Source organism: Acidipropionibacterium thoenii DSM 20276, assembly GCF_000423445.1.
Lineage (GTDB): Bacteria > Actinomycetota > Actinomycetes > Propionibacteriales > Propionibacteriaceae > Acidipropionibacterium > Acidipropionibacterium thoenii.
This window is the reverse complement of the sequence record NZ_AUHZ01000008.1, coordinates 48,054-68,836: the sequence shown is the minus strand read 5'-3', so window position 1 is coordinate 68,836 and position 20,783 is coordinate 48,054. Positions and strand designations below refer to the sequence as shown.

At 70.5% G+C, this 20,783-nt stretch carries 17 protein-coding genes and 1 pseudogene; 3 read left to right on the top strand and 15 right to left on the bottom strand.

The genetic code is table 11. The features are described from left to right. Window positions 1-160: 160 nt before the first annotated feature. The 5 genes and pseudogenes from G554_RS0103385 to G554_RS14450 form a co-directional block, all read right to left on the bottom strand. Window positions 161-1,372: a DNA polymerase III subunit delta' gene (locus tag G554_RS0103385; RefSeq protein ID WP_051232345.1), complete on the bottom strand. Its 1,212-nt coding sequence runs from the start codon at window positions 1,370-1,372 to the stop codon at window positions 161-163. Then, window positions 1,369-2,079, bottom strand: coding sequence for a dTMP kinase (gene tmk / locus G554_RS14455; protein ID WP_036924373.1), 711 nt, complete (start codon window positions 2,077-2,079; stop codon window positions 1,369-1,371). The genes G554_RS0103385 and tmk overlap by 4 nt, the downstream gene beginning before the upstream one ends. Next, a complete protein-coding gene (locus G554_RS0103375) occupies window positions 2,076-3,587 on the bottom strand; it encodes a hypothetical protein (RefSeq protein ID WP_027586797.1) in 1,512 nt (503 codons plus the stop codon). Before G554_RS0103375 ends, tmk begins: the two co-directional genes overlap by 4 nt. A 64-nt stretch (window positions 3,588-3,651) precedes the next feature. Continuing rightward, window positions 3,652-6,507, bottom strand: coding sequence for a type I DNA topoisomerase (gene topA / locus G554_RS0103370; RefSeq protein WP_027586796.1), 2,856 nt, complete (start codon window positions 6,505-6,507; stop codon window positions 3,652-3,654). A gap of 248 nt (window positions 6,508-6,755) precedes the next feature. Further along, window positions 6,756-8,333 (bottom strand): annotated as a pseudogene (locus G554_RS14450) (DUF7059 domain-containing protein). Between the two features lie 423 nt (window positions 8,334-8,756). On the opposite strand from G554_RS14450, the gene G554_RS0103360 reads away from it, so the two are divergent. After that, entirely contained in the window at window positions 8,757-11,006 is a 2,250-nt protein-coding gene (locus G554_RS0103360) for a DEAD/DEAH box helicase (RefSeq protein ID WP_036924452.1), read from the top strand. Between the two features lie 85 nt (window positions 11,007-11,091). Here G554_RS0103360 and G554_RS0103355 read toward each other — a convergent pair whose 3' ends face one another. The 8 genes from G554_RS0103355 to ssd all read right to left on the bottom strand — a co-directional run bounded on the left by G554_RS0103355 (window position 11,092) and on the right by ssd (window position 17,770). Further along, window positions 11,092-12,267, bottom strand: a complete 1,176-nt coding sequence (locus G554_RS0103355) for an AAA family ATPase (protein WP_027586794.1) — start codon at window positions 12,265-12,267, stop codon at window positions 11,092-11,094. A gap of 45 nt (window positions 12,268-12,312) precedes the next feature. Continuing rightward, window positions 12,313-12,714 (bottom strand): Rv3654c family TadE-like protein, encoded by a 402-nt coding sequence (locus G554_RS0103350; protein ID WP_027586793.1) that lies wholly within the window; start codon window positions 12,712-12,714, stop codon window positions 12,313-12,315. Continuing rightward, window positions 12,711-13,031, bottom strand: coding sequence for a TadE family type IV pilus minor pilin (locus G554_RS0103345; RefSeq protein WP_027586792.1), 321 nt, complete (start codon window positions 13,029-13,031; stop codon window positions 12,711-12,713). The genes G554_RS0103350 and G554_RS0103345 overlap by 4 nt, the downstream gene beginning before the upstream one ends. A gap of 207 nt (window positions 13,032-13,238) precedes the next feature. Beyond that, window positions 13,239-13,550 (bottom strand): DUF4244 domain-containing protein, encoded by a 312-nt coding sequence (locus tag G554_RS18265; protein WP_036924370.1) that lies wholly within the window; start codon window positions 13,548-13,550, stop codon window positions 13,239-13,241. A 273-nt stretch (window positions 13,551-13,823) separates the two neighbouring features. Then, complete coding sequence (locus tag G554_RS17095) at window positions 13,824-14,579, bottom strand: type II secretion system F family protein (protein WP_084648280.1); 756 nt, start codon at window positions 14,577-14,579, stop codon at window positions 13,824-13,826. Further along, on the bottom strand, window positions 14,576-15,421 hold the full coding sequence (locus tag G554_RS18260; RefSeq protein ID WP_245569926.1) for a type II secretion system F family protein: 846 nt from the start codon (window positions 15,419-15,421) through the stop codon (window positions 14,576-14,578). The genes G554_RS17095 and G554_RS18260 overlap by 4 nt, the downstream gene beginning before the upstream one ends. After that, window positions 15,418-16,668, bottom strand: a complete 1,251-nt coding sequence (locus G554_RS14440; protein WP_084648279.1) for a TadA family conjugal transfer-associated ATPase — start codon at window positions 16,666-16,668, stop codon at window positions 15,418-15,420. The genes G554_RS18260 and G554_RS14440 overlap by 4 nt, the downstream gene beginning before the upstream one ends. Beyond that, window positions 16,661-17,770 carry a septum site-determining protein Ssd gene (ssd, locus tag G554_RS17090; protein WP_245569925.1) on the bottom strand — a complete coding sequence of 370 codons (1,110 nt, stop codon included), beginning with the start codon at window positions 17,768-17,770 and terminating at the stop codon, window positions 16,661-16,663. The genes G554_RS14440 and ssd overlap by 8 nt, the downstream gene beginning before the upstream one ends. A 188-nt stretch (window positions 17,771-17,958) precedes the next feature. Here ssd and G554_RS0103310 point away from each other — a divergent pair, with 188 nt between their 5' ends. Then, on the top strand, window positions 17,959-18,717 hold the full coding sequence (locus tag G554_RS0103310; protein WP_027586788.1) for a class I SAM-dependent methyltransferase: 759 nt from the start codon (window positions 17,959-17,961) through the stop codon (window positions 18,715-18,717). 137 nt (window positions 18,718-18,854) lie between these two features. Further along, on the top strand, window positions 18,855-19,307 hold the full coding sequence (locus tag G554_RS0103305) for a phage holin family protein (protein ID WP_027586787.1): 453 nt from the start codon (window positions 18,855-18,857) through the stop codon (window positions 19,305-19,307). Between the two features lie 3 nt (window positions 19,308-19,310). Here G554_RS0103305 and G554_RS0103300 read toward each other — a convergent pair whose 3' ends face one another. Then, complete coding sequence (locus G554_RS0103300) at window positions 19,311-20,054, bottom strand: NUDIX hydrolase (RefSeq protein WP_084648278.1); 744 nt, start codon at window positions 20,052-20,054, stop codon at window positions 19,311-19,313. Then, the gene (locus G554_RS14425; protein ID WP_051232339.1) at window positions 20,051-20,707 is read right to left on the bottom strand and encodes a TlpA family protein disulfide reductase; all 657 of its coding nucleotides are present in this window, start codon (window positions 20,705-20,707) and stop codon (window positions 20,051-20,053) included. Before G554_RS14425 ends, G554_RS0103300 begins: the two co-directional genes overlap by 4 nt. Window positions 20,708-20,783: the final 76 nt, after the last annotated feature.

Below are 20,783 nucleotides of genomic sequence, written 5' to 3'. Positions count from 1 at the left end.
CTTGGTTGCGCCGGGCTTGTGGAAGACGATCCGCAATCACACGGCCCGGGACACTTCCACTGTCTCATCCGGCCCGGTCATCGCCGGGAATCAACACGCACCCGGTCGTCATCCAGCACCGGCTCGATGGATCGCCGGGCGCTGTCAGCGCCGAGCGGGTTCACCGCACCAGGCTGGTCAGCAGCGCCTCCATCGCCAGCAGCGGGGCGACGTTGGTCTCCAATGCGCTCCTGGCCTCCAGGATGGCGTCTATCCGGTGAATGGTGTCCTCGGGGGTGGTGGACGCCGCCACCGCCTGGATCTGCTGGAAAATCGCCGAGTTCACCAGTCGGGGCCCGGTCAGCTGCTCCTCCTCGCCGGCGCGCACCGCCCCGGTCTGGATCGCCAGCACGTCCCGGTGGAAGGTGGTCAGCTCCGTGAGCACCCGGTCCAGGGCGTCGCGCTGCATCCTCTTGCCCCGCAGCTTCTGCTCATCCTCCAGGTCCTTGATGGCGGCGGCGGCCTGCCGTGGCCTGGCTCCCCTGGTACCGAATCCCAGTGCCGTCTCCAGTTCGGAGCGCTCGGCCGCGTCCTGGTCGGCGGTGGCGGCGGCCGCCTCCTCGGCGGTGGCGGTGACCAGCTCCTGGGCGGCCTTGAGGCAGTCGCCCAGACTGCGCAGCTGGCTGGGCAGCGCCAGGATCCTGTCGCGCCGGGCCCTGGCGGTCTCGTCACGGGCCAGCCGTCTCGCCCTGCCGATATGCCCCTGGGCGGCTCTGGCGGCGGTGGCGGCCAGCTGAGGGTCGATCCCGTCGCGGGTGACCAGCAGCCCTGCGACGGCGTCATCCCTCGGTGTGGCCAGATGGAGCTGGCGGCAGCGCGAACGGATGGTGATGATGACGTCGTCGGGGGTGGGTGCGCACAGCACCCAGACGGTCAGCGGGGCGGGCTCCTCGATGGCCTTGAGCAGCGCATCGGCGCCGCGCTCGGTGATCCGGTCGGCGTCCTCCACCACGACCACCTGATGCCTGCCGGCCGATGGGCTCATCGCGGCCCAGCGGACCAGCTCGCGGATCTCGTCGACGCCGATCGACAAGGTCTCGGTGCGCACCAGGGTGACATCGGGATGGGCCCCCGACAAGGCGGTTCGGCAGGCATTGCAGTGCCCGCAGCCACCCTGGGGGCATTCCAGCGCGGCGGCGAAGGCGCGCGCGGCATTCGACCTGCCCGATCCCGGCGGGCCGGTGAGCAGCCAGGCGTGGCTCATCGCATGACCGCCGCCGGCCACGGCCCGCTTGAGGGTGTCCACCGCCGGCTCCTGGCCGACCAGTTCGGACCACACCCCGGTCAGCGGGGAGCTGGTTCCCGATGTGGAGGCGGAGGGGTCGGCGGTCATGATGTCATCGTGCCATCCGGGCCCGACAGTTCTGTCCGGGCGCCGCCCTGGCGGGCCGCCGCCGGGTCGAGGGTCTGGTCCGCCGGATCGGCGGGAATCCCGATCAGCGGCGCCAGCCGGGCCCGGATCCGCTCGGCGATCTCCTCGCGCCGGTCGCGGGCCGGCAGCACCAGATAGCGCTCCGGGGCCCGTCCGGCCAGCCTCAGGAACTCGTCGCGGACCCTGCGATGGAAGTCCAGACTCTCGGCCTCCAGGCGGTCCTTGTCGACGATGCCGACGATGGTGAGGGCCGGATCGGCATCCAGCAGGATGGTGAGATCGGGGGTCAGGCCGTCGGTGGCCCAGTCCGCCAGAGCGGCGATCTCGGCGGCGTCCAGGGTCCGGCCGGCCCCCTGGTAGGCCAGTGTGGAGTCGACGTAGCGGTCACAGATCACCACCTCTGCGCGTTCCAGCGCCGGGCGGACCACCTCGTCGAGGTGCTGGGACCGGTCGGCGTTGTAGAGCAGCGTCTCGGCCTTGGGGCTGATCGCACCGGTCGCCGGGTCCAGCAACAGAGCGCGGATCCTGGCGCCCAGCGCGGTGTCGCCGGGTTCCCGGGTGATCAGGTGGTCGACCCCGGCATCGGTCAGCCAGCGGTCCAGGTAGCGGGTCTGAGTGGTCTTGCCCACCGCGTCACCACCCTCCAGCACCACGAACAGGCCGGTCATGGCCTCGCCGCCTTGAGGAGCTTCTCCCGCTGCCTGGGCCAGTCGGTGACGAACCGGGAGCGGGCCAGTCCGATCTCGGCCAGCCGCCGCTCGGCACGGCGTCCAGCGGCGTAGGCCTGCATCGGCGTCAGCATCGCGACCTGCTCGGGGCTCGGCCCCTCGTGCACCGATCCGGTGGCGGCCAGCGCCGCCGCCACCTTGGCGAGCCGCCGGGCGATCCTCCCGGCCCGCTTGTCGACCTGGAGAGTGACCGCCAGGGCGGCGGCAGCCTCGGCGGAACGCCGGGCACGGGCCCAGCCGTGGTCCGAGCCGGCATCCAACGCGTCGGCCTGGGCCACCACGGTCGCCACCGCGTGCTTGACCATCTCGGTGAGCACCGGGCGGGCCGGCACCGACCCGTCGCCGGTCAGTCGGGGGGCGCGCACCGCCAGCACCAGCATGTCCAGCAGCTGGTAGTAGGACTCCGGCATCCGGTGGATGGTGATTCTCTCCCGGTCCAGCGAGGTCACCTGGTCCAGGCGGACCGTCAGGTCGCGCACCCATCGGGGTTCCAGCAGTTCGCTGAGACCATCGATGACCGCCTCCAGCTCCCCCAGCGCCGTGATCAGCCCGTCGATCCGCCCGTGCCGCTCGTCGTGGATCCCCATCGACGACATCGCCACCGGATCCATTCCCAGCTCGCTCAGATCGGTCGCCGAGGGATTGTCGGGCATCACGATGAACTCGCCGGTGTGGGCGGCCTGGTGGTCTGCCGCCGAGTTCAGCTGCATCCCTCGGCTGCGGGCCTTCAGGTCGGCCTCGATGACGGCGTGCAGGCAGCTGGCCAGACGGTTGCCGACGAACCCCTCCAGGGTGGCCGCAACATTGGCCGGCACGCTGCGCGGGAAGTCTGGCAGCGCTCCGGGCGGGGGCCCCAGTCGGCTCAGGGCCGAGGGGAAAGCGGCCACCTGGGTGGCCCCCAGGGCCATCATCCGGGCGGAGACCCAGCCGCGCAGCCGCGTGGAGAGGCCGGTTCGCGGGGTCAGGGTGATCTCGCGGGCCCGGCTGATGGTGACCCCCGAGCGGGTCACCGTGATGCGATCGTCCCTGATGTCGGCCAGCGACTCGCCGCCGGGGCCGATCAGGCTCACCTCGCTGCGTTCGCAGCTCAGCGCTCCGGAGGGGGACAACGGCGCACCGCGCAGGAAGGGTTTGATGAGGCAGCCGAAGTCCAGCGGCAGTTCGCCGGCTCCGTCCAGGCCGACGGCGCAGTCGACCGGCAGCCAGGGACTCCAGGTCGGTGCGTCCAGGTACCACTCCCCCAGCGAGTCGACCACCCGGTGGGCCAGCACCACCCCTGAGCGCAGCAGTCGGTGGTCGGTGGAGTCGAGCAGGGTGACATCGGACCGGAAGGACTTCGCGGCCGTCCTGGAGGTGAGCTTCTCGACGCCGAGCTCGGGGTTGACCAGCAGCGGCGGATCCGCTGTCCAGGCCATCTCGAAGAGCATTGGATCCTTCGGTTCGGCCATCGGTCCACCTCCTGCCTTGTTCGTGCCGGTTACCTGCCCGCCCAGAGAACTCTATGCACCCGGGTCAGCCCTGCGCAGCAGTTCCGGAGGCCGACTCGGCGGCCGGCTTGCCGGCTGCCTTCCTGGCCGATGAGGCCGTTCCGGAGGTTTTCTTCGCGGTGGTCTTCTTGGCAGTCGACTTCTTCGCGGGAGTCTTCCTCGTCGTCTTGCGGGTGGTCTTCCGGCGGGTGGTGGGCCCCTTGGCCCGCTTCTCGGCCAGCAGTTCCTGGGCCCGCTCGGGGGTGATCGCCTCGACCGAGTCGTCGCGGCGCAGGGTGGCGTTGGTCTCGCCGTCGGTGACATAGGGACCGAACCGGCCGTCCTTGACGACGATCGGCCTGCCGGAGGTCGGGTCCTCCCCCAACTCCTTCAGCGGCGGCTTGGCGGCGGCCCGGCCGCGCTGCTTGGGCTGGGAGTAGATCTGCTCGGCCTCCTCCAGGGTGATGGAGAACAACTGCTCCTCGCTGGTCAACGACCGGGAGTCGGTGCCCTTCTTGAGGTAGGGGCCGTAGCGGCCGTTCTGAGCGGTGATCTCGGTACCCTCGGCGTCGGTTCCGACCACCCTGGGCAGCGACAACAGCTTGAGGGCGTCGTCGAGGGTGACGGTGGCCAGATCCATCGATCGGAACAGCGAGGCGGTGCGTGGCTTGACCTTCTTGGCCTTGGTCCTGCCACCGGACGACTTGGTGGAGGTCTTGGACACACTGGCCGGGGCATCGCTCTCGGGCTCGTCGAGCAGCTCGGTGACGTAGGGGCCGAAGCGCCCGTTGCGGGCCACGATCATGGTGTGGGTGTGCGGGTCCAGACCGAGCTCGCGCTCCTCGCCGTTGGGGCTGGCCAGCAGCTCGCGGGCCTTCTCCACGGTGAGCTCGTCGGGGGGCAGCGCCTCGTCGACATTGGCCCTGGTCCCTGCGGCGTCCTCCACATAGGTGCCGTAGCGGCCCACTCGCACCACGATCCCGGAGTCCTCACCGCCGACCGGGAAGGTCGACATCGCCCGGGCGTCGATGTCGCCGAGCTCGGTGACCAGCTGGTGGAGCCCCTCATGACCATCGGCCGGGGTGGTCGAGCTGTCCTCGCCGCCGAAGTAGAAGTTCGAGAGCACCGCCACCCGGTTGGCGCTGCCCTTGGCGATCTCGTCGAGGGTCTCCTCCATGTCGGCCGTGAACTGGTAGTCCACCAGACGGGGGAAGTGCTCCTCCAGGAGCCGGGTGACCGCGAAGGCCAGCCAGGTCGGCACCAGCGCCTGGGCCTTCTTGAAGACGTAGTCGCGGCTGGTGATGGTGCGCAGGATCGAGGCGTAGGTCGAGGGCCGGCCGATCTCCAGCTCCTCCATCTTGGCGACCAGGCTGGGCTCGGTGTAGCGGGCCGGCGGACGGGTGTCGTGGCCGGTCGCGGTGACCTTTGAGCAGTCCAGGTCCTGACCCTGCGACAGCCGGGGCAGCCGGCTCTGGGCATCATCGGAGGACCCCTCGTCGACCGACTCGACATAGGCCCGCAGGAAGCCGTGGAAGGTGATGGTGCGTCCCGAGGCGGTGAAACCGGCACGGGCGACGTCGCCGCCGGCGATGGCCACCGGGGAGGCGGGCACGGCGTCGATCCCCACGCTCAGCGTCTCCCCCTTGGCATCGGCCATCTGGGAGGCGATGGTGCGCATCCAGACCAGTTCGTAGAGCCGGAACTTGTCTCCGGTCAGTCCGGTCTGGGCGGGCACCCGGAAGTGGTCGCCGGCCGGCCGGATAGCCTCGTGGGCCTCCTGGGCGTTCTTGACCTTGGAGGTGTAGACCCGCGGCTTGTCCGGCACATGGTCGCGGCCGTAGAGCTCGATGGCCTGAGTGCGGGCGGCGCTGATGGCCTCCTGGGACAGTGCCACCGAGTCGGTCCTCATATAGGTGATGAAACCGCCCTCGTAGAGATCCTGGGCCACCGACATGGTGCGCTGGGCGGTGAAGCCGAGCTTGCGGCCGGCCTCCTGCTGCAGGGTGGTGGTGCGGAAGGGGGCGTAGGGACGCCGGGTGTAGGGCTTGGCCTCCACCGAGGCCACGGCGAAGGACGCCTTCTCCAGGGCTGCCGCCAGGGTGGTGGCCGAGGCCTCGTCCAGACGCCGGACGTTCTGGTCCCTGCGGATGCCCACCAGCTTCCCGTCGGCGTCGAAGTCGCGGCCCTGGGCGATCCGGACGCCGTCCAGGGTGGACAGCCGGGCGCTGAAGGTTGCGGCGTCCCCCTTCTCGGCGGCCCTGGAGACCATATCGGCGTCCAGGTCCCAGTAGTTGGCGCTGGTGAAGGCGATCCGCTCGCGTTCCCGGTCGACCACCAGTCGGGTCGCCACCGACTGGACGCGGCCGGCCGACAGCCTGGGCATGACCTTCTTCCACAGCACCGGGGAGACCTCGTAGCCGTACAGCCGGTCGAGGATCCGGCGGGTCTCCTGGGCGTCCACCAGGTCGGTGTCGAGCTCCCGGGTGTGGGAGACGGCCTCGGTGATGGCCTTCTCGGTGATCTCGTTGAAGACCATCCGCTTGACCGGCACCTTCGGCTTGAGCACGTCGAGCAGGTGCCAGGCGATGGCCTCTCCCTCGCGGTCACCATCGGTGGCCAGCAGGAGTTCGTCGGAGTCCTTGAGCAGACCCTTCAGTTCGGTGATGGTCGACTTCTTGTCGGGGGAGACGACATAGATCGGCTTGAAGTCGTGCTCGACGTCGACGCCGGTGCGTGCCCACGGTTCGCCCTTGTACTTCGCCGGTACCTGGGAGGCGCTGGTCGGAAGGTCGCGGACGTGCCCCTGACTGGCCCTCACGACATACTTCGGGCCCAGATAACCGGCGATCATCGTCGCCTTGTGGGGCGACTCGACGATCACGAGGGTCTTCGTGGCTGCCATCTCAACCTTCCCGTGGGACGCCGCGCGTCCCGTGTCCTGCCTGCCTGGTGTCTCAGGCGGGCCGTCATCCATGCAACCCGACATATATACAACCGGTTGCCGCACTCACAGTAACGGTGTCATGACCGAAACCCAGGATCAGGGGCCCTGGGACCACCGTCAAGGAAGGCCCTCGACGGTGACGCGGGCGGGCGGTGCCGGGGGCTCTGGGCCCTTCGCCGTGGGCTCGGCATCCGGCCGACGGTCGATCAGCACCTCACCAGGAAGCCCTCACGCAGGGCGGTGCGCACCCTCGGCAGCACCTGTGCGGTGGCCTGATCGGCGTCGGCCTCCAGGATCGAGGCGACCACCTCGATGATGGTGCCCAGGGCCAGCTCTCCGTCGCAGGCGCCCAGCACCCCGCCGAGCAGGGTGTCGACCTCCATCGCCCGGCACAGTCCGGTGTGCTGGCGGTAGACGATGTGCTCGGGCCCTGCGGCACCTGGCCGGGAGGTGGACTCGCAGATGATGTCGTCGTGGACCTTCCAGCGACCGGCCAACAGCTGTGGGTCTGCCAGTTATGCATCGTCGACCCCCTCGCGGTGCTGGCCGATGGCCGGGCCGACGGGCTGCTGGATGGCCCACGGCCAGCTCTCGAATGACAGGTCCGGCTGGGAGCGCCCGGCGTCGGTGAGGGTGAGCCAGCCCATCGAGACGCCGGTGATTCCCAGCCGGGCGAAGTAACCGAGCCACTCGGTGTAGCGGTCATGCCAGCACGGCGAGCCGTCCAGACCGGCGTCGGTGAGCCAGGTCTCGATGTACTCGTGGACGTCCAGGCTCTCGCGCTCGACCACCCACAGGTCGCAGCCCCTGCCGGCCACCCAGCCGGCCAGCCGCTCCTGCCAGGGCTGATCGCCGAGGACCGCCCAGTTGGCCAGGATCTGGGCGGTACCGCCCTCGGCGAGGTGGTCGGGGACGCCGCGCACCACCGCCTCGACCAGGCCATCACCCTCGAAACCGGCCTCGCGGTAGGTGAGCCGTTCGGCGGCCGGACGGGGCGGGCTCATGACATAGGGCGGGTTGGAGACGATGAGATCGAAGCGCTCGGCAGGCGGCCCGCAGAAGGGCTCGAAGAGGGAGCCCTGGCGCAGCTCGACGGGGTGGCCGGCCGATGCGGCGGCCGGGCCGTCATCGCTGCTGTCGGCGGTGCCGGCCTCGGACAGCGCCAGCGTGAGCTCGGCCATCTCCAGGGCCCGGGGGTTGACGTCGGTGGCGATCACCCGTCCGGCATGACGGGCCAGGTGAAGGGACTGCACCCCGCACCCGCAACCCAGGTCCAGGGCCGATCCGACTCGGCGTCTGGAGGTCATCTGGGCCAGCGAGGTGGAGGCGGGAGAGACCCCCAGCACGTAGTCCGGGCGGGTCCGGGTGATGACTCGGTCCAGGCCGGGGGTCGGGTCGGAGACCACCCAGCCGTCCGCCCCGTCGTCGGGTGAACCGTAGGGCCGGATGTCGACCTCGCCGAGGGCCAGGTCCCCGTCGACCGCCACGATTCCGGCCGCCACCAGATCCTCCATCGGCAGCGCCGACAACGCGGCGACCGGGACCGGCTGGCGCAGCAGCCACAGCCGGATTGCCGCCGACAGCGGGTCCTGCGCAGCCTCCGCGATCCCCTTCCCCCAATTCTCCCGAGCGTCCAGGGCGCAGCTGGCGGCCACCGTGGTGTTGCGGCCCAGGCCGCGCTGACCCTGCTCTCCGATCGCCTCCAGCACCGGATCGGTGAGATAGCCGATGGAGCGGAAGGCGTCGCGCAGCCGGTCGACGGCGTCAATGGACAGCAGGCTCATGGGCCCAGTCTGCCCTGACCCCGCCGTCCGACCCAGATGCCTGCCCGGTCACCGGCTGGCACCCCGCCGTCCGACCCAGATACCTGCCCGGTCACCGGCTGACACAGCTGTCGTCCGACCCAGATGCCCAGTCACCCACCCCCATTTCCACGTTCGTCCTCAAATCCGGCGTTCGTCCTGGAATTCCAGGACGAACGCCAGATTTGAGGACGAACGTGGAGACCGGCTGGCGGCCCGCCAGGAACAGGCGCCAGTGACAGCACCAGGCAACGCACCGAAGGTCGCTCCGGGGAAAGCACCGCAGGAGGCACGACAGGACGCACCAGGGAGAACTCCGGAGGAGACACCAGGCAACGCACCGCAGATGGGAGGAAGGTGTCGGTGCCGGGTGGCAGTCTTGTCGCCGTGGCAGTTCCGGGGTGGATGAGAGGCGAGGAAGTCGTCCACGTCGACCATCGCGACGCCCTGGCCGGTCGCACCTCCGAATGGCCGGCCTGGCTGCCCGAGGACTGCCGGCAGGCGGTCATCGCCGGTGGCATCGAGACCCCCTGGCGCCATCAGCGCGAGCTCGCCGAGCTGGCCTTCTCGGGTCGCGACTGCGCGATCTGCACCTCGACGGCCTCGGGCAAGACGCTGGCCTACCTGTTGCCGGTGATGGCCGCCACCGCCTCCAGCAGCCCGGCGCCGGGTGAGCGCCCGCAACCGTCGAAGCTGTCCCAGCTGACCTCCCACCGGCGCCGCACCGCCTTGTACCTGTCCCCCACCAAGGCGTTGGCCCACGACCAGTGGCGGGTCTGCCAGGAACTGGGACCCCAGGGCTGGCCGGTGGCCACCCTGGACGGCGACTCCGACCAGAACGAGCGACGGTTCGCCCGCGAGCAGGCGGGCTACGTTCTCACCAATCCGGACATGCTGCACCGCTCGGTGCTGCCCAACCACTCCCGTTGGCGCTCCCTGCTGGGCGGGCTGCGCTATGTCGTCGTCGACGAGGCGCACCGCTACCGCGGCGTCTTCGGCGCCCATGTCGCCCAGGTGCTGCGGCGGCTGCGCAGACTGTGCTGGATGTACGGCTCCGATCCGGTGTTCATCCTGTCCAGCGCCACAGCCACCAATGCCGCCGAGGCCGGGCAGCGTCTGATCGGCGTCGGTGACATCGCGGTGGTCGACCAGGACTGCTCCCCGCACCCGGCCCGTGACGTCGTGCTGTGGCAGCCGGAGAACTCCGCCACAACCGATGCGGCCCGGTTGGTGGCAGGGCTGGCCGACGAGGGCCGCCAGACCATCTGCTTCGTGGCCTCCCGGGCGTTGGCCGAGGTGATCGCGGTGCACGCCCAGGACCAGGTGACCGGTGATGCGGTGATCGCCTCCTACCGTTCGGGCTACCTCCCCCAGGACCGCCGGGCCATCGAGGCCGGGCTCCAGAACGGTTCGGTACGCGCCGTGGTGGCCACCAACGCGTTGGAGCTCGGCGTCGACGTCTCGGGGATGGACGCCGTGGTGGTGGTCGGCTATCCGGGCCGACTGTCGGCGCTGTGGCAGCAGGCGGGGCGTGCCGGACGATCCGGCCACGACGCGCTGGTGGTGGTGCTGGCCCGCGAGGACCCGCTGGACCAGTACCTGTTCAGCCATCCGGAGCTGATCTTCGGACAGTCGGTGGAGACTACCGTGCTGCACCCCGACAACCCCTACGTGATGGGCCCGCACCTGGCCGCGGCAGCCCAGGAGAGCTGTCTGACGCCGTCCGACCAGAAGTTCTACGGCGCCGCTCTCACGCCGGTCGGCGACCTGCTGGTCAGCCAGAAGGTACTGCGCAGACGCGGCGACAGGCTGTTCTGGACCCGGCCGGAGAGGGCCGTCGACGCCATCGATCTGCGGTCCATCGGAGGCCGCGGGATCGACGTCATCGACCGGCTCAGCGGCCGTGTCATCGGGGTGGTCGACGAGAAGGCCGGGGACCGCACGGTCCACCCCGGTGCGGTCTACCTGCACCAGGGGGACGCCTGGCTGGTCGACGAGTATCTGCCCGAGGAGCACCAGGCCCTGGTGCACCGCGACCTGCCCGGCTACTGGACCCAGCCGCAGTCGGCATCGACGGTGCACATCGTCTCCGAGGCCGAGCGTCGGGACTTCGGGCCCGGGTACCTGGCCACCGGGGACGTCGAGCTCACCGAACAGGTGATCGGCTACCTTCGCCGCGACGAGATCACCAACGAGGTGTGGGACTCCACCGTGCTGGAGATGCCGGCCCACACCATGGTGACCCAGGCCTGCTGGTTCGTGGTCCCCGACCCGCTGGTGAGCGAGCTCGGATTGAACTCGGTGGCCCTGGCCGGTGCCGCCCATGGCGCCGAGCACACCGCGATCGGCGTCCTGCCGGCCTTCGCACCCTGCGACAGATGGGACATCGGTGGGGTCTCCACTGCGTTGATGGCCGATACCGGGGCCTGCACCATCGTCATCCACGATGGTCAGGCCGGCGGTTCAGGGTTCGCCCGGACCGGCTACCGCAATGCCGACCAGTGGTGGCACGCCACCGCCCTGCGGCTGGCCGAGTGCCCCTGCGAGAGCGGCTGCCCGTCGTGCGTGGTCTCCCCCAAATGCGGCAACGCCAATCAGATGCTCGACAAGGACGCCGCCAGGCGGCTGGCCGCAGCGATGGACTCGTTGGGCTGAACCGGTTGCCTCCTCGCACCCCGCGACCCCTGCACGGCCGGCAGCACCGGGACCGCCGGGACCAGGCACAGGCGGATGCCGCTGGTCACCAGCGCTTCCGGGAGCCCCAGTTCCACTGTGCTCCACCCAGGAGCCCCTGGCCGGCCAGCACCGTCTGACCGGTGTCGCGGACCAGTTCGTGGTGCAGGACGCCCGATCCCATCGCCTCCACCAGCGCCTGGTCGTGGGAGACCAGCACCACCTGGCAGCGCTGTGCGCACTGTTGGATCAGGCCGGCCAGAGCCGGGATGACGCTGGGGTGAAGGCTCGTCTCGGGCTCGTTGAGCACCAGCAGCTCGGGTGGGCGGGGAGACAGCAGGGCTGCCGCCAGCATGATGAATCTCAGCATGCCGTCGGACAGCTCGGCCGCACCGAGGGGTCTCAGCAGCCCGCGCTGAGTCACTGACAGGCCCAGATGGCCCTCGGTGCTCTCGGCCACGCCGATCTCGGCACCATCCAGGGCCTGGGCCACCGCCTCCTGCAGGGGCCCCGACCAGGCCGACTCCAGGATGGTGCCGACTGCTGCCGCCAGATCGTGGCCGTCATCGGCGAGCACCTCAGTGCGGGTCGCCACGCAGGGCATCCGGGCCGGCGAGGCCGGATCGGTGCGCAATCCGTCGTAGAACCGCCATGACGACATCATCCGGCGCAGTCCGACCAGTTCGGGGGTGGCCGACCGATCCGCCAGCTCGTCGATGATCGACTCCCTGGGGCTCATCCGCTCCTCCAGGTCCTTCCAACCTCGCCCCTGTCGGGCCCGGATCCTGGACCAGCGGCGATCCACCAGGGTGCCGGCCGGACGCAGCATCGGAGGCACGAAGACCTGCTCCCGCTTGATCTCGGGGTCGCGGGTGAACATGGTGGCGTCTCGGCCCGCCTGGGGCAGGCCGAGATCGACCAGATAGCCGAGGTCGTCGGCCAGCACGCCGAGCATCAGGCTCACCGGTGCATTCCGCGAACCAGTGCCCTGGATCGGGACATCTCCGCGTCTCATCGCCGAGGTGATCTGCTCGGGCCCGGCCCACAGCACCTGGGAGAGACCGCCCTCGGCGGCCAGCGAGGAGATCAGGTGGCCGTGGGCGACTCCCGCCAGCAGCCTCAGGGAGCGGTAGAGGTTGGTCTTGCCTGCGCCATTGCCGCCGGTGACGATCGTGACCTGGCCCAGCGGGAGCACCAGGTCTCGGATACTGCGGTAGCCGTGGACGGCGACGAGACTGAGCATGAGACGACGCTAGGGGCCGCCACCGACAGTTCCGATCCGGATCCGTCATCGCTGGGCCGCCGGGCCGGCCCTGGCGGTGCGGTACACGAACCGTGGCGCCTGCGGGATCTGCACCCGGGGGCGCGCCTCCACCCTCACGGTGACCGCCATGACGAAATCCACCTCGGTGGCGTCAACCGAGCAGGAGGTCATCTCGGCGTGATTGGCCCGGGCGGTCGCAGCGGCCACCGCACAACCGGGCCCTGCCCGCAGCCGGCCGGTCGCCACCTGAGCGCGGGCCCCGGCCAGTGCCGCGAGATCGGCGACCTGGGCGGCGCGCCGAATACTGCCGAGCCAGCCGACCAGGCAGATCGTCATGGCGGTGGCCGCCACCAGGAGCACCGCGGTGCCGGCCATCAGGACGGTCCCCGATCCGCGTTGGCCGCTGGCAGCCCGCGCCGTCCTCACGGCGTCTCCCCTGGTTCGTACGGGGTGGTGGCCCTGCCACTGGCGGTGACCGGCCCCAGCATGCCCAGCGAGCGCTTCGCAGTGACGTCGACGCTCACCCAGCCTGCTGTGTTCGTGGTGGTGACGCTCGCACCCTGGGGCACATTCTGCTTGGCTCTGGTGGCCGCTGCGGTGTCTCCCCTGGCCAGTTGCTGGGCGATCTCGGCCGCGCTGGTGCGACAGGCCGCCTCCAACCCGAGAAGTCCGACGGTCCAGGCGGCGATCGTCATCAGGACCACCGCGGCCAGGATGGAGACCGCCAGTTCCACGGTGACCATGCCCCGGTCATCAGGATCTGTCAGCTGACTGGAGCTCGTGGGACCGCACCGGCCCGGCCGGCTGCTTGCTTCGCTGCTCTGACTGGCAGCACCTTTTCGCACGAGGACCGCCAGGAGATGTCGCACGTTCATTGCGCACCTGTCCTCCCGCCTGCCGGGACGGGATCGGGGACCCGTCCCGGCAGGATGTCCTGGGGTTGGAGTTGATCACTTGATCTGCGAGCCGACCTTGTTCAGGATGCCGAGGATGACCTTGAGCATCTCGGAGAAGAACGGTGCTCCGGTGATGATCTTCAGCAGCACCAGAGCCAGGGCGACAGCGGCCAGGATGCCGACCGCGTACTCGGCGGTGGCCATTCCGCGCTGGAGGGTCCGTCCGGTGCGGTCGGCGGCCCGGGTGAACCCGCTGCGGCGACCCTGTCGGGTGTGCTCCAGAGGGTGGGCGCCGTTGACGATGTCGAGACCGGAGCTGATGCGCTCTGGCCCGCGGGTTGCGGCGGCGGGGGTTGAGGGGTTCATCTCGATTCCTTTCGGCTGGCCCGGGTGCCGGACCTGAGTGGTTGTTCTCACCTCCACTTATCGGGGCCGATGATCCGATTTGCCGCTTGACAACGCATCTGTGGACAAGGATTTCCGGCCCATCAGTACCTGTGGACAACTCGCCCGGGTGAAGCCGCGACGGAGCCCCGGATGGCAGAAGCACTCCCACAGCGCTCCGGGGCAGCACAGCGCCCTCACGCTCCGGGGCAGCACAGCGCCACCTCGCTCAGCACACGGCGTGTGCTGGCGCCCCTACAGAGCCTTGAAGATCGTTCCTGCCACGATCGGCACCACACCGATCAGGATGAACGCCGGCAGGTGGCAGCAGATCAGCGGGATGGTGGCGCTCACCCCGGCCTTGCGGGCCTTCTTCTCGGCCTGCTCGGCAGCCACCGTGCGCAGCTCCTCGGCATGAGTCTCCAGCAGCGCGACGATCCCCTCACCCGATGAGACGGCCCGGGCGACGTCGCGGGCCACCTCGGACCATCCGGGGGTGGCGGCCAGAATGCGCCAGGCCTGCTCATCGGGTATCCCCGCCGAGACCCGGAAGGCCAGTTCCCGCAGGTCCCGGGTACAGGGGTCGTCACCGAACTCGATGACCCTCTCCACCGCGGCGCGAAGCGGAGTCCCGACCTCCAGGGCCCCTGCGAGCAGTGTGAGGATGTCCGGCATCGCCGCCGCCCGCTGGAGTCGCCATCGCCTCGATCCGCCCGACTCCAGCCTGCCGGCCGCCACCATCACCGCAACACCCAACAGTGCCGCACCGAAGAGGATGAGCCATCCCGGCCCCGGAGTGAGCGCTGCCATCGCCGATGCGGTGGCCAGCCCTGCTAGTGCCCGTACCCTCATCGGGCTCGCGCCGGGGACGGGGACCGCCCAACCGGGAAGTTCCGGCAACCTGGCGGGGCGGACTCGACCCAGCTCACCGGTCGGCGTCACCAGCCATCCGGCCAGCCCGGCCAGGACCGCCGCCAGGCCCCAGTCCGTGAGCTCGGCCGGCCCGATCATGGCAGCGACTCCCGGTAGACCAGGTTGGCCAGAGCCTCACTCCACAGCACTCCGGCACACGACAGGGCCACCGCACCCAGCACGCACAGCCTGCCGGCCGAACTCTCCAGCAGGAAGGTCCCCGGCTCGGCGCCGACCATCTGCGCCATCCCCAGTCCGGCCAGCGGCAACAGCCCCAACAACCTGCCACTGGCTCTGGGCCCCGCCAGCTCGGCATCCAAGGTGGCCTCCAGCCGGGTACGCCGCCTCATCGCCTCAGCAACCCTCGAGGTCGCCGAGGCCAGCGGGGCCCCGGTGATATCAGCCATTCGCCAGGCCCTGGCGAGCCCAGCCAGCGACTCCTGACCTGGGATCCTGGAGGCCGACATCAGCGCCTGGGGAACGTCGGCCGCCACCTCCTGGGCGCGTTGAACAGGTTCCAGCACCGCCAGCTCGGCCGCAACGGTCGACAGCGCCGCTGAGGGCACCTCCCCCACCGACAGCCGGCCCGACAGTGCTCGTGCCGCCTCGGTGACTGCCCGGGAGCGCCGGTGCGCCCTCACCCGGCGGCGATGGTCGCGGGCCACCTTCTGCACGGTTGCCAGGACGATCGCCGCGCACACCGACCAGATCAGGCCCTGGGATCCCGACACCGACACAGCAGCCACCACCACGGCCGTCGCCGACACCGCGGCCAGCCAGCGGCCTCGACCCGATGTCCGACGGGCCGCAGCAGTCAGCGCTGGGGGACGCCGCGGACCACTCAGCAGCCAGACCGCCGAGAACATCAGCAGGGCCGGCAGCACACTTGCGATCACCTCCCTGCCGCTCATCAACGGGCCGCTCATCAGCGGGCCAGTCATGTCTCCCCCCTCTCCGGCCGGACCAGTCGGCCCACCAGCCGCTCCCCGATCAACTCGGCCAGCCGGCCGGCACCGGGCCCGCCGCAGGGCCGGCCGTCCTCATCCCAGCGCACCGCCGTGACGACCTGGACCCCTTCGGCGCCCCGCGTGACGACTCCGATCTGGCGGACCGCTCGGACCCTCGGGCCCCGCGACAGGTGGATGACCACCGACAGTGCCGCGGCGATCTGGGCCTGGGCGGCCTCCCGTGACAGACCGCCCAGAGCGGCGAGCGCCTCCAGCCGGGCGGGGATCTCCTCGACGCCATTGGCATGGACGGTTCCGCAGCCCCCCTCATGGCCGGTGTTGAGCGCCATCAGCATGTCCCGCAACTCGGCCCCGCGCACCTCGCCGAGCACCACCCGGTCGGGTCTCATCCGCAACGACTGCCGGACCAGATCGGTGAGAGTCACCTCTCCTCGTCCCTCGGAGTTGGCGACCCTGGCCTCCAGGCCGATCCAGTGCGGATGGTCCAGGGCGAGTTCGCGGGAGTCCTCGACGACCACCAGACGTTCATCGCCGGGCAGGGCCGACAGCATCGAGGAGAGCAGGGTGGTCTTGCCCGATCCGGTCCCTCCGCTGATGAGAAAGGCCAGTCGTCGCGCGAGCACCTCCTGCAAGACCTCCAGACCCGCTGAGCTGATTCCTCCGCAGGCTCTCCAGTCGGCCAGACTGAGCCGGCGCCGGGCAGGCACCCGCAACGAGATGCAGGTACCCGGTTCGGCCAGCACGTCGAGGACGGCATGGACCCGGGTACCGTCGGCGAGCCGGGCGTCGACCCAGGGGCAGCCGTCGTCCAGACGCCGCCCGACCCGAGCCGCCAGCCGAGTGGCCAAGGCTCTCACCTCAGCGGGGCCGGTGAACCCGACATCGACTCGCTCCAGGCCCTGGCCGCGGTCGATATAGACGTTGTCGGGTCCGTTGACCAGCACATCGGTGACCCCCTCGATGGCCAGCAGCGGCTCCAGCCTGCCGGCTCCGGTGCTGGTACGCCTGAGTTCCTCGACCACCGCCAGCACCAGCCTGTCCGAGGCCACCTGGCCCAGCTCGACCAGTGCGCCGGCGACATCGATCGGCGTCCAGCCATGACCCAGGCAGGCCACCTTGGCGCGGACCTGTTCGACCACCGCCGACGCTGCCAACTCCTGTGCCGCTGTCGTCGAGGTCGGGATGGGACCTGTCGGCGAACTCCTCCTGGGATCAGCCATGGCACACCCCCGCCACCAGCTGCCGGCAACTGCGCCGCCAGCGCCGCCCGGCCATCACCCAGGGCGCCTCCCCGGCCGTCTGGGCACGGGGCAGCCGGGCATCATGGGGCACCACGACGGCCGGTTCGGCTCCCAGCAGTGCACCGATGTCGGCCAGCCCCATCCGTCGTCCGGGCCCCTGGCGGACCACGGTGTCATCGGGGGATGTGCGCCTGGCCCGTGCTGCCATCACCGAGCGGAGGTCGGCCCCGACCAGCTCCAGCCGGGCGTCGATCCCCAGCCCGGCGATCGATCCCGCCGGCGCCCGGCCGGCGTCGAGCACCACCAGATCGTGCTCTGCGGTCAGCGACCTGACCACCGATACCCGGGCTGCGGCCGAGACCTCGAGCGACTCCCGACCCACCGACACCACGGCCACCCCGTCCAGGGCAGGCAGGTGCCCGGTGAGATCGGAGACCGCACCGCGGGCCGAGGCCAGTTCGGGCCATCTCCAACCCGGAGCCTGCTCCAGACCGAGCAGCAGGTCGGCTCCACCACCGCCGGGATCCAGCTCCACCAGGGCCGCACGCATCCCCTCGATGGCGGCAGCCCGGGCGATGCCGGCCGCCAGGGTGCTGGCTCCCAGGCCCCCGCTGGACTGGTCGACCAGCAGCACCACGCCGTTGCCGCTGGTGCGGAACCCCTCGCGCAACAGCTCCACCAGGGTCGGGGTGCTCTCTGGCACCACGATCACGCTGGCTCCCAGCACCGCCGACCAGCGAGCGGTGTCAGCGGCGTCCTCGCCGATCAGGTGGATCTCGTCGTGGCGGCCGGGCAGCTGCCAGGCGACCACCGCCGAAGCGCGATCCTGGCCGATCAGCAGTGGCCCGGCCTCGGCCCACACGCTCTGGGCGCCGCCGCGGTCGGTCACCACCTGCACGCCGACCCCGATGCTGGCGGCCACCGCGCCGACCAGCTCGGTGAGACGTTGGTCGGCGCTGATGAGGGGGATGGTGGGGATGGTCTGGGCGGGTTGCAGGCGGCCTGAGGGCAGCGGCGCCGAGACGCCTCCAGGCAGGTCATCTCGTGGCGGGGACTGGTGCGCGGTTCTGGATCTGTTCACATTGGACTTGTAGGGGCCGCGGGTCGAATCTGCCGCCCCGGACCAGATCTGTGGACAACTTCCTCGGCGCAACCACGGACCACCCGGGCTGTGGACAAGTTCTCTCGGCTGGCAGGGTCGGGCGCCGAGGAACCTGGCGCGGACGCCGCCAGACACACATCTGTCGGTGGGCTCCTAGAATGGCGGCCATGTCAGCGAGTTCGGGTCCCGAGTTTCCTCAGCGGGCCCTCGACTGGCTGTCGGGTGGCCGGGCCGGGGCCGGCGATCGTGTCCTGACGCTGGGCTGCGCCCCCGGATTCTGCCGGATGCTGTCGCGCCGCGGAGTTGACCTGTTCGCCATCCATCGCGATCCCGAGATCGCCGCCCGCTGCAACCAGATGCCTGCCACCACCGGTATCTGCGCGCTGGCGGAGTCCCTGCCACTGGATCCGTGCAGTGTCGACGCTGTACTGATCCACCAGTCCTTCGACCGGATGGCCCCGGGGTTGGTGCTCTCCGAGATCGCCCGGGTACTGCGCCCGAGCCACTGCGTCGGCGTCTCCTGGATGACTCGCGACGACTCGGTGCCCTGGGTGCGCCGGCTCACCGCGCTGCTGCGCAGCGTCGATCCCTCCGCGATGTCCGGCGATTACGGCACCGATTCGGTCGACTCGCTGCTGTCCAGCAAGTACTTCCCCACCACCGAGCAGAGCCGGCATCGCATCTGGGTGCCGGTCTCGCGCCAGGGACTGGTCGAGATGGCCACCTCGCTGCCGGGCATCCGGCGCGCCGATGACCAGCAGCGAGCTGAACTGGTCCAGCGGGTCGAGCAGCTCCACGACGACTCCGCCGGACCTGGCGGCCTGCTGCTGCCCTATCAGCTGGAGTGCTGGCGTGGCTGGGTCAGCCACGACGAGCTCACCGCCTCGATCCAGGTGGATGACGCCGGCCTGCGGATCCGTCTGTGAGCAGTCACACCTGCCGTCAACCGATGCGTTGCGGAGCCGGCGGACCAGTGCGCTGAGGATTGCGGGCCCGTCCCGCGCGTCGGCGTCCACAGTGGCATAGGCTTACGCCCGACCACCCCGCGGATTCGGAGGCAGCTATGCCAGACACCAGCCAGGTGAGCGAGATCATCGCCACCCTCAAGAGCGACGGCCAGTCGCTGGTGCAGGACAACATCGCCCTGGCGAAGGCCGAGGCCAAGCCGATCGCCATCCATGCCGGCATCGGCGGCGGCCTGTTCGGCAGCGCGGCCTATTTCGCTATCAATGCGGCGACCCTGTTCTTCGTGTGCGGCGGTTTCGCCCTGTCGCTGTGGGCTCAGCACCTGTGGGACTGGAGCCTGATCCTCAGTCTGCTCGTTGGCTTCGGTGTGATGGGCGTGCTCCTGCTGCTGCTGGCCGCCATCCTGGCTGTGGTCGGCAAGTTCCAGATCGACAAGGTCTCGCTGCCCAAGGCCACCATTGCCGAGGCCAAGCAGACCGTCGCCTCGCTGAAGTCCGCCTTCCAGCACGGGCTGCGCAGTGGCAGCCAGGGCGGCAAGCCCAGGCAGTGACCCTCAGGAGTTGAGGCTCCGGCCGAGGTACTCGGTCGGAATGTCGACCACCCGGTGGCGGTCCCAGGGCTGCGACCAGCCGCCGGCGTCCAGGATCTCGTCGAGCAGCTGGGCGGTGAATCCCCACACGAACAGGTCCTCCAGCAGGAAGGCCGGCCCGCGGAATCCACTGGGATGGTGGGCCCGCGCCCGGTGAGCAGGATCGGCGAGCTCCGACATCGCGACCCGTCTGATCGCCGCCACCTCGCCGGGGTCGACGATTCCCAGCGGGGCGGCGCCGTCCCAGCTGGCCACCACGGTGGTGACGTTGCTGGAGCTCACCGCGATGAGAGTGGCAGGCAGCGTGCCGATCACGTTGGCCGCCGAGGGTTGCAGGCCGACCTCCTCCTGGGCCTCGCGAAGGGCCGTCGCGACGATGTCGGCGTCCTGCGGATCAGCCCGGCCCCCCGGCAACGAGACCTGGCCGGCGTGATGGTTCAGGTGGGCATTGCGACGGGTCAGCACGATGTCGGGGGTGGCGGTGTCGCTGACCAGGGCGAGCACCGCTGAGCGCCGCACACTGGTGGTCGGCGGCAGCGCTGCCCTGGTCACTGCCGCCCTGGCCGGGCTCCGCCCGCCGGCACGCACCGACCGCTCGAGCTGCGCCAGTTGTCCGCCTCCGCGATGGCGTCCGGCAACCGAGCCCGCCCCCGAGGAGGGCCCCGCCGCGGCGCGATGCGGCTGTGCCTGGGGTGGACCTGCCGTCATGACGTCTCCAGATCGGTTCGGATCGCTTCGCGCAGCTGCCCGGCCGAGCTCCAGGCGCCATCCAGACGCTTGACGACGGTGCCGTCGGCGGCCACCAGAAGGGTCACCGGAAGTCCCGGAACTCCCCAGGCCGTGCGGGTGGCGGCCTCGGGATCCTCCAGCTGCGGGTATCTCCATCCTGCCGCCCGGGCGAAGGAGATCCCGTCGGCGGCGGTCTGCTCGCCATAGTCGATACCGAGGAAGGACACCTGCCCCTCGGTCTCCTCACTGACCTGTCTCAGCATCGGCGCCTCGGCGCGGCAGGGCCGGCACCAGCTCGCCCACAGGTTGATGACGTGGGGCCGCCCGGCCAGTTGCGCCGACACGGCGACCGGCCGGTCCCCGCCGATGCACTGCAGCACGACGCCGGGAAGCTTTCTGCCGACGACGGCACGCCCGACCGCGACCGCTGTCGACGAGGGGCCGGCTGAGGACTGTCCGGCCGATGAGTCGGGGCCGGACTCCCCGGTTGCGCACTCCGGGATCCCCGCAGCTGATCTGGCGGCCGCCGCCGAGGGACCCGCGGATGGCGCCGCGCCGGCAGAGCCTGTGGAGTCCGGTGAGCATCCGGCCAGTGCGATGCAGGACAGCAGGATCCCCGTCAGACTGGTCACCGCCCAGCCCTGCCGGCGGGGCCCAGGAGCGGTGGGCTGTCTCCTCGGGAGGGCCACCCGACGATGAGCCGGATCC

Excerpts from the sequence above, each read along its gene's own strand:
- G554_RS0103385 (WP_051232345.1), bottom strand. The coding sequence starts at position 1,372 with ATGACCGCCGACCCCTCCGCCTCCACATCGGGAACCAGCTCCCCGCTG.
- tmk (WP_036924373.1), bottom strand. The coding sequence starts at position 2,079 with ATGACCGGCCTGTTCGTGGTGCTGGAGGGTGGTGACGCGGTGGGCAAG.
- G554_RS0103375 (WP_027586797.1), bottom strand. The coding sequence starts at position 3,587 with ATGGCCGAACCGAAGGATCCAATGCTCTTCGAGATGGCCTGGACAGCG.
- topA (WP_027586796.1), bottom strand. The coding sequence starts at position 6,507 with ATGGCAGCCACGAAGACCCTCGTGATCGTCGAGTCGCCCCACAAGGCG.
- G554_RS0103360 (WP_036924452.1), top strand. The coding sequence starts at position 8,757 with ATGAGAGGCGAGGAAGTCGTCCACGTCGACCATCGCGACGCCCTGGCC.
- G554_RS0103355 (WP_027586794.1), bottom strand. The coding sequence starts at position 12,267 with ATGCTCAGTCTCGTCGCCGTCCACGGCTACCGCAGTATCCGAGACCTG.
- G554_RS0103345 (WP_027586792.1), bottom strand. The coding sequence starts at position 13,031 with ATGGTCACCGTGGAACTGGCGGTCTCCATCCTGGCCGCGGTGGTCCTG.
- G554_RS18265 (WP_036924370.1), bottom strand. The coding sequence starts at position 13,550 with ATGAACCCCTCAACCCCCGCCGCCGCAACCCGCGGGCCAGAGCGCATC.
- G554_RS17095 (WP_084648280.1), bottom strand. The coding sequence starts at position 14,579 with ATGATCGGGCCGGCCGAGCTCACGGACTGGGGCCTGGCGGCGGTCCTG.
- G554_RS18260 (WP_245569926.1), bottom strand. The coding sequence starts at position 15,421 with ATGACTGGCCCGCTGATGAGCGGCCCGTTGATGAGCGGCAGGGAGGTG.
- G554_RS14440 (WP_084648279.1), bottom strand. The coding sequence starts at position 16,668 with ATGGCTGATCCCAGGAGGAGTTCGCCGACAGGTCCCATCCCGACCTCG.
- G554_RS0103310 (WP_027586788.1), top strand. The coding sequence starts at position 17,959 with ATGTCAGCGAGTTCGGGTCCCGAGTTTCCTCAGCGGGCCCTCGACTGG.
- G554_RS0103305 (WP_027586787.1), top strand. The coding sequence starts at position 18,855 with ATGCCAGACACCAGCCAGGTGAGCGAGATCATCGCCACCCTCAAGAGC.
- G554_RS0103300 (WP_084648278.1), bottom strand. The coding sequence starts at position 20,054 with ATGACGGCAGGTCCACCCCAGGCACAGCCGCATCGCGCCGCGGCGGGG.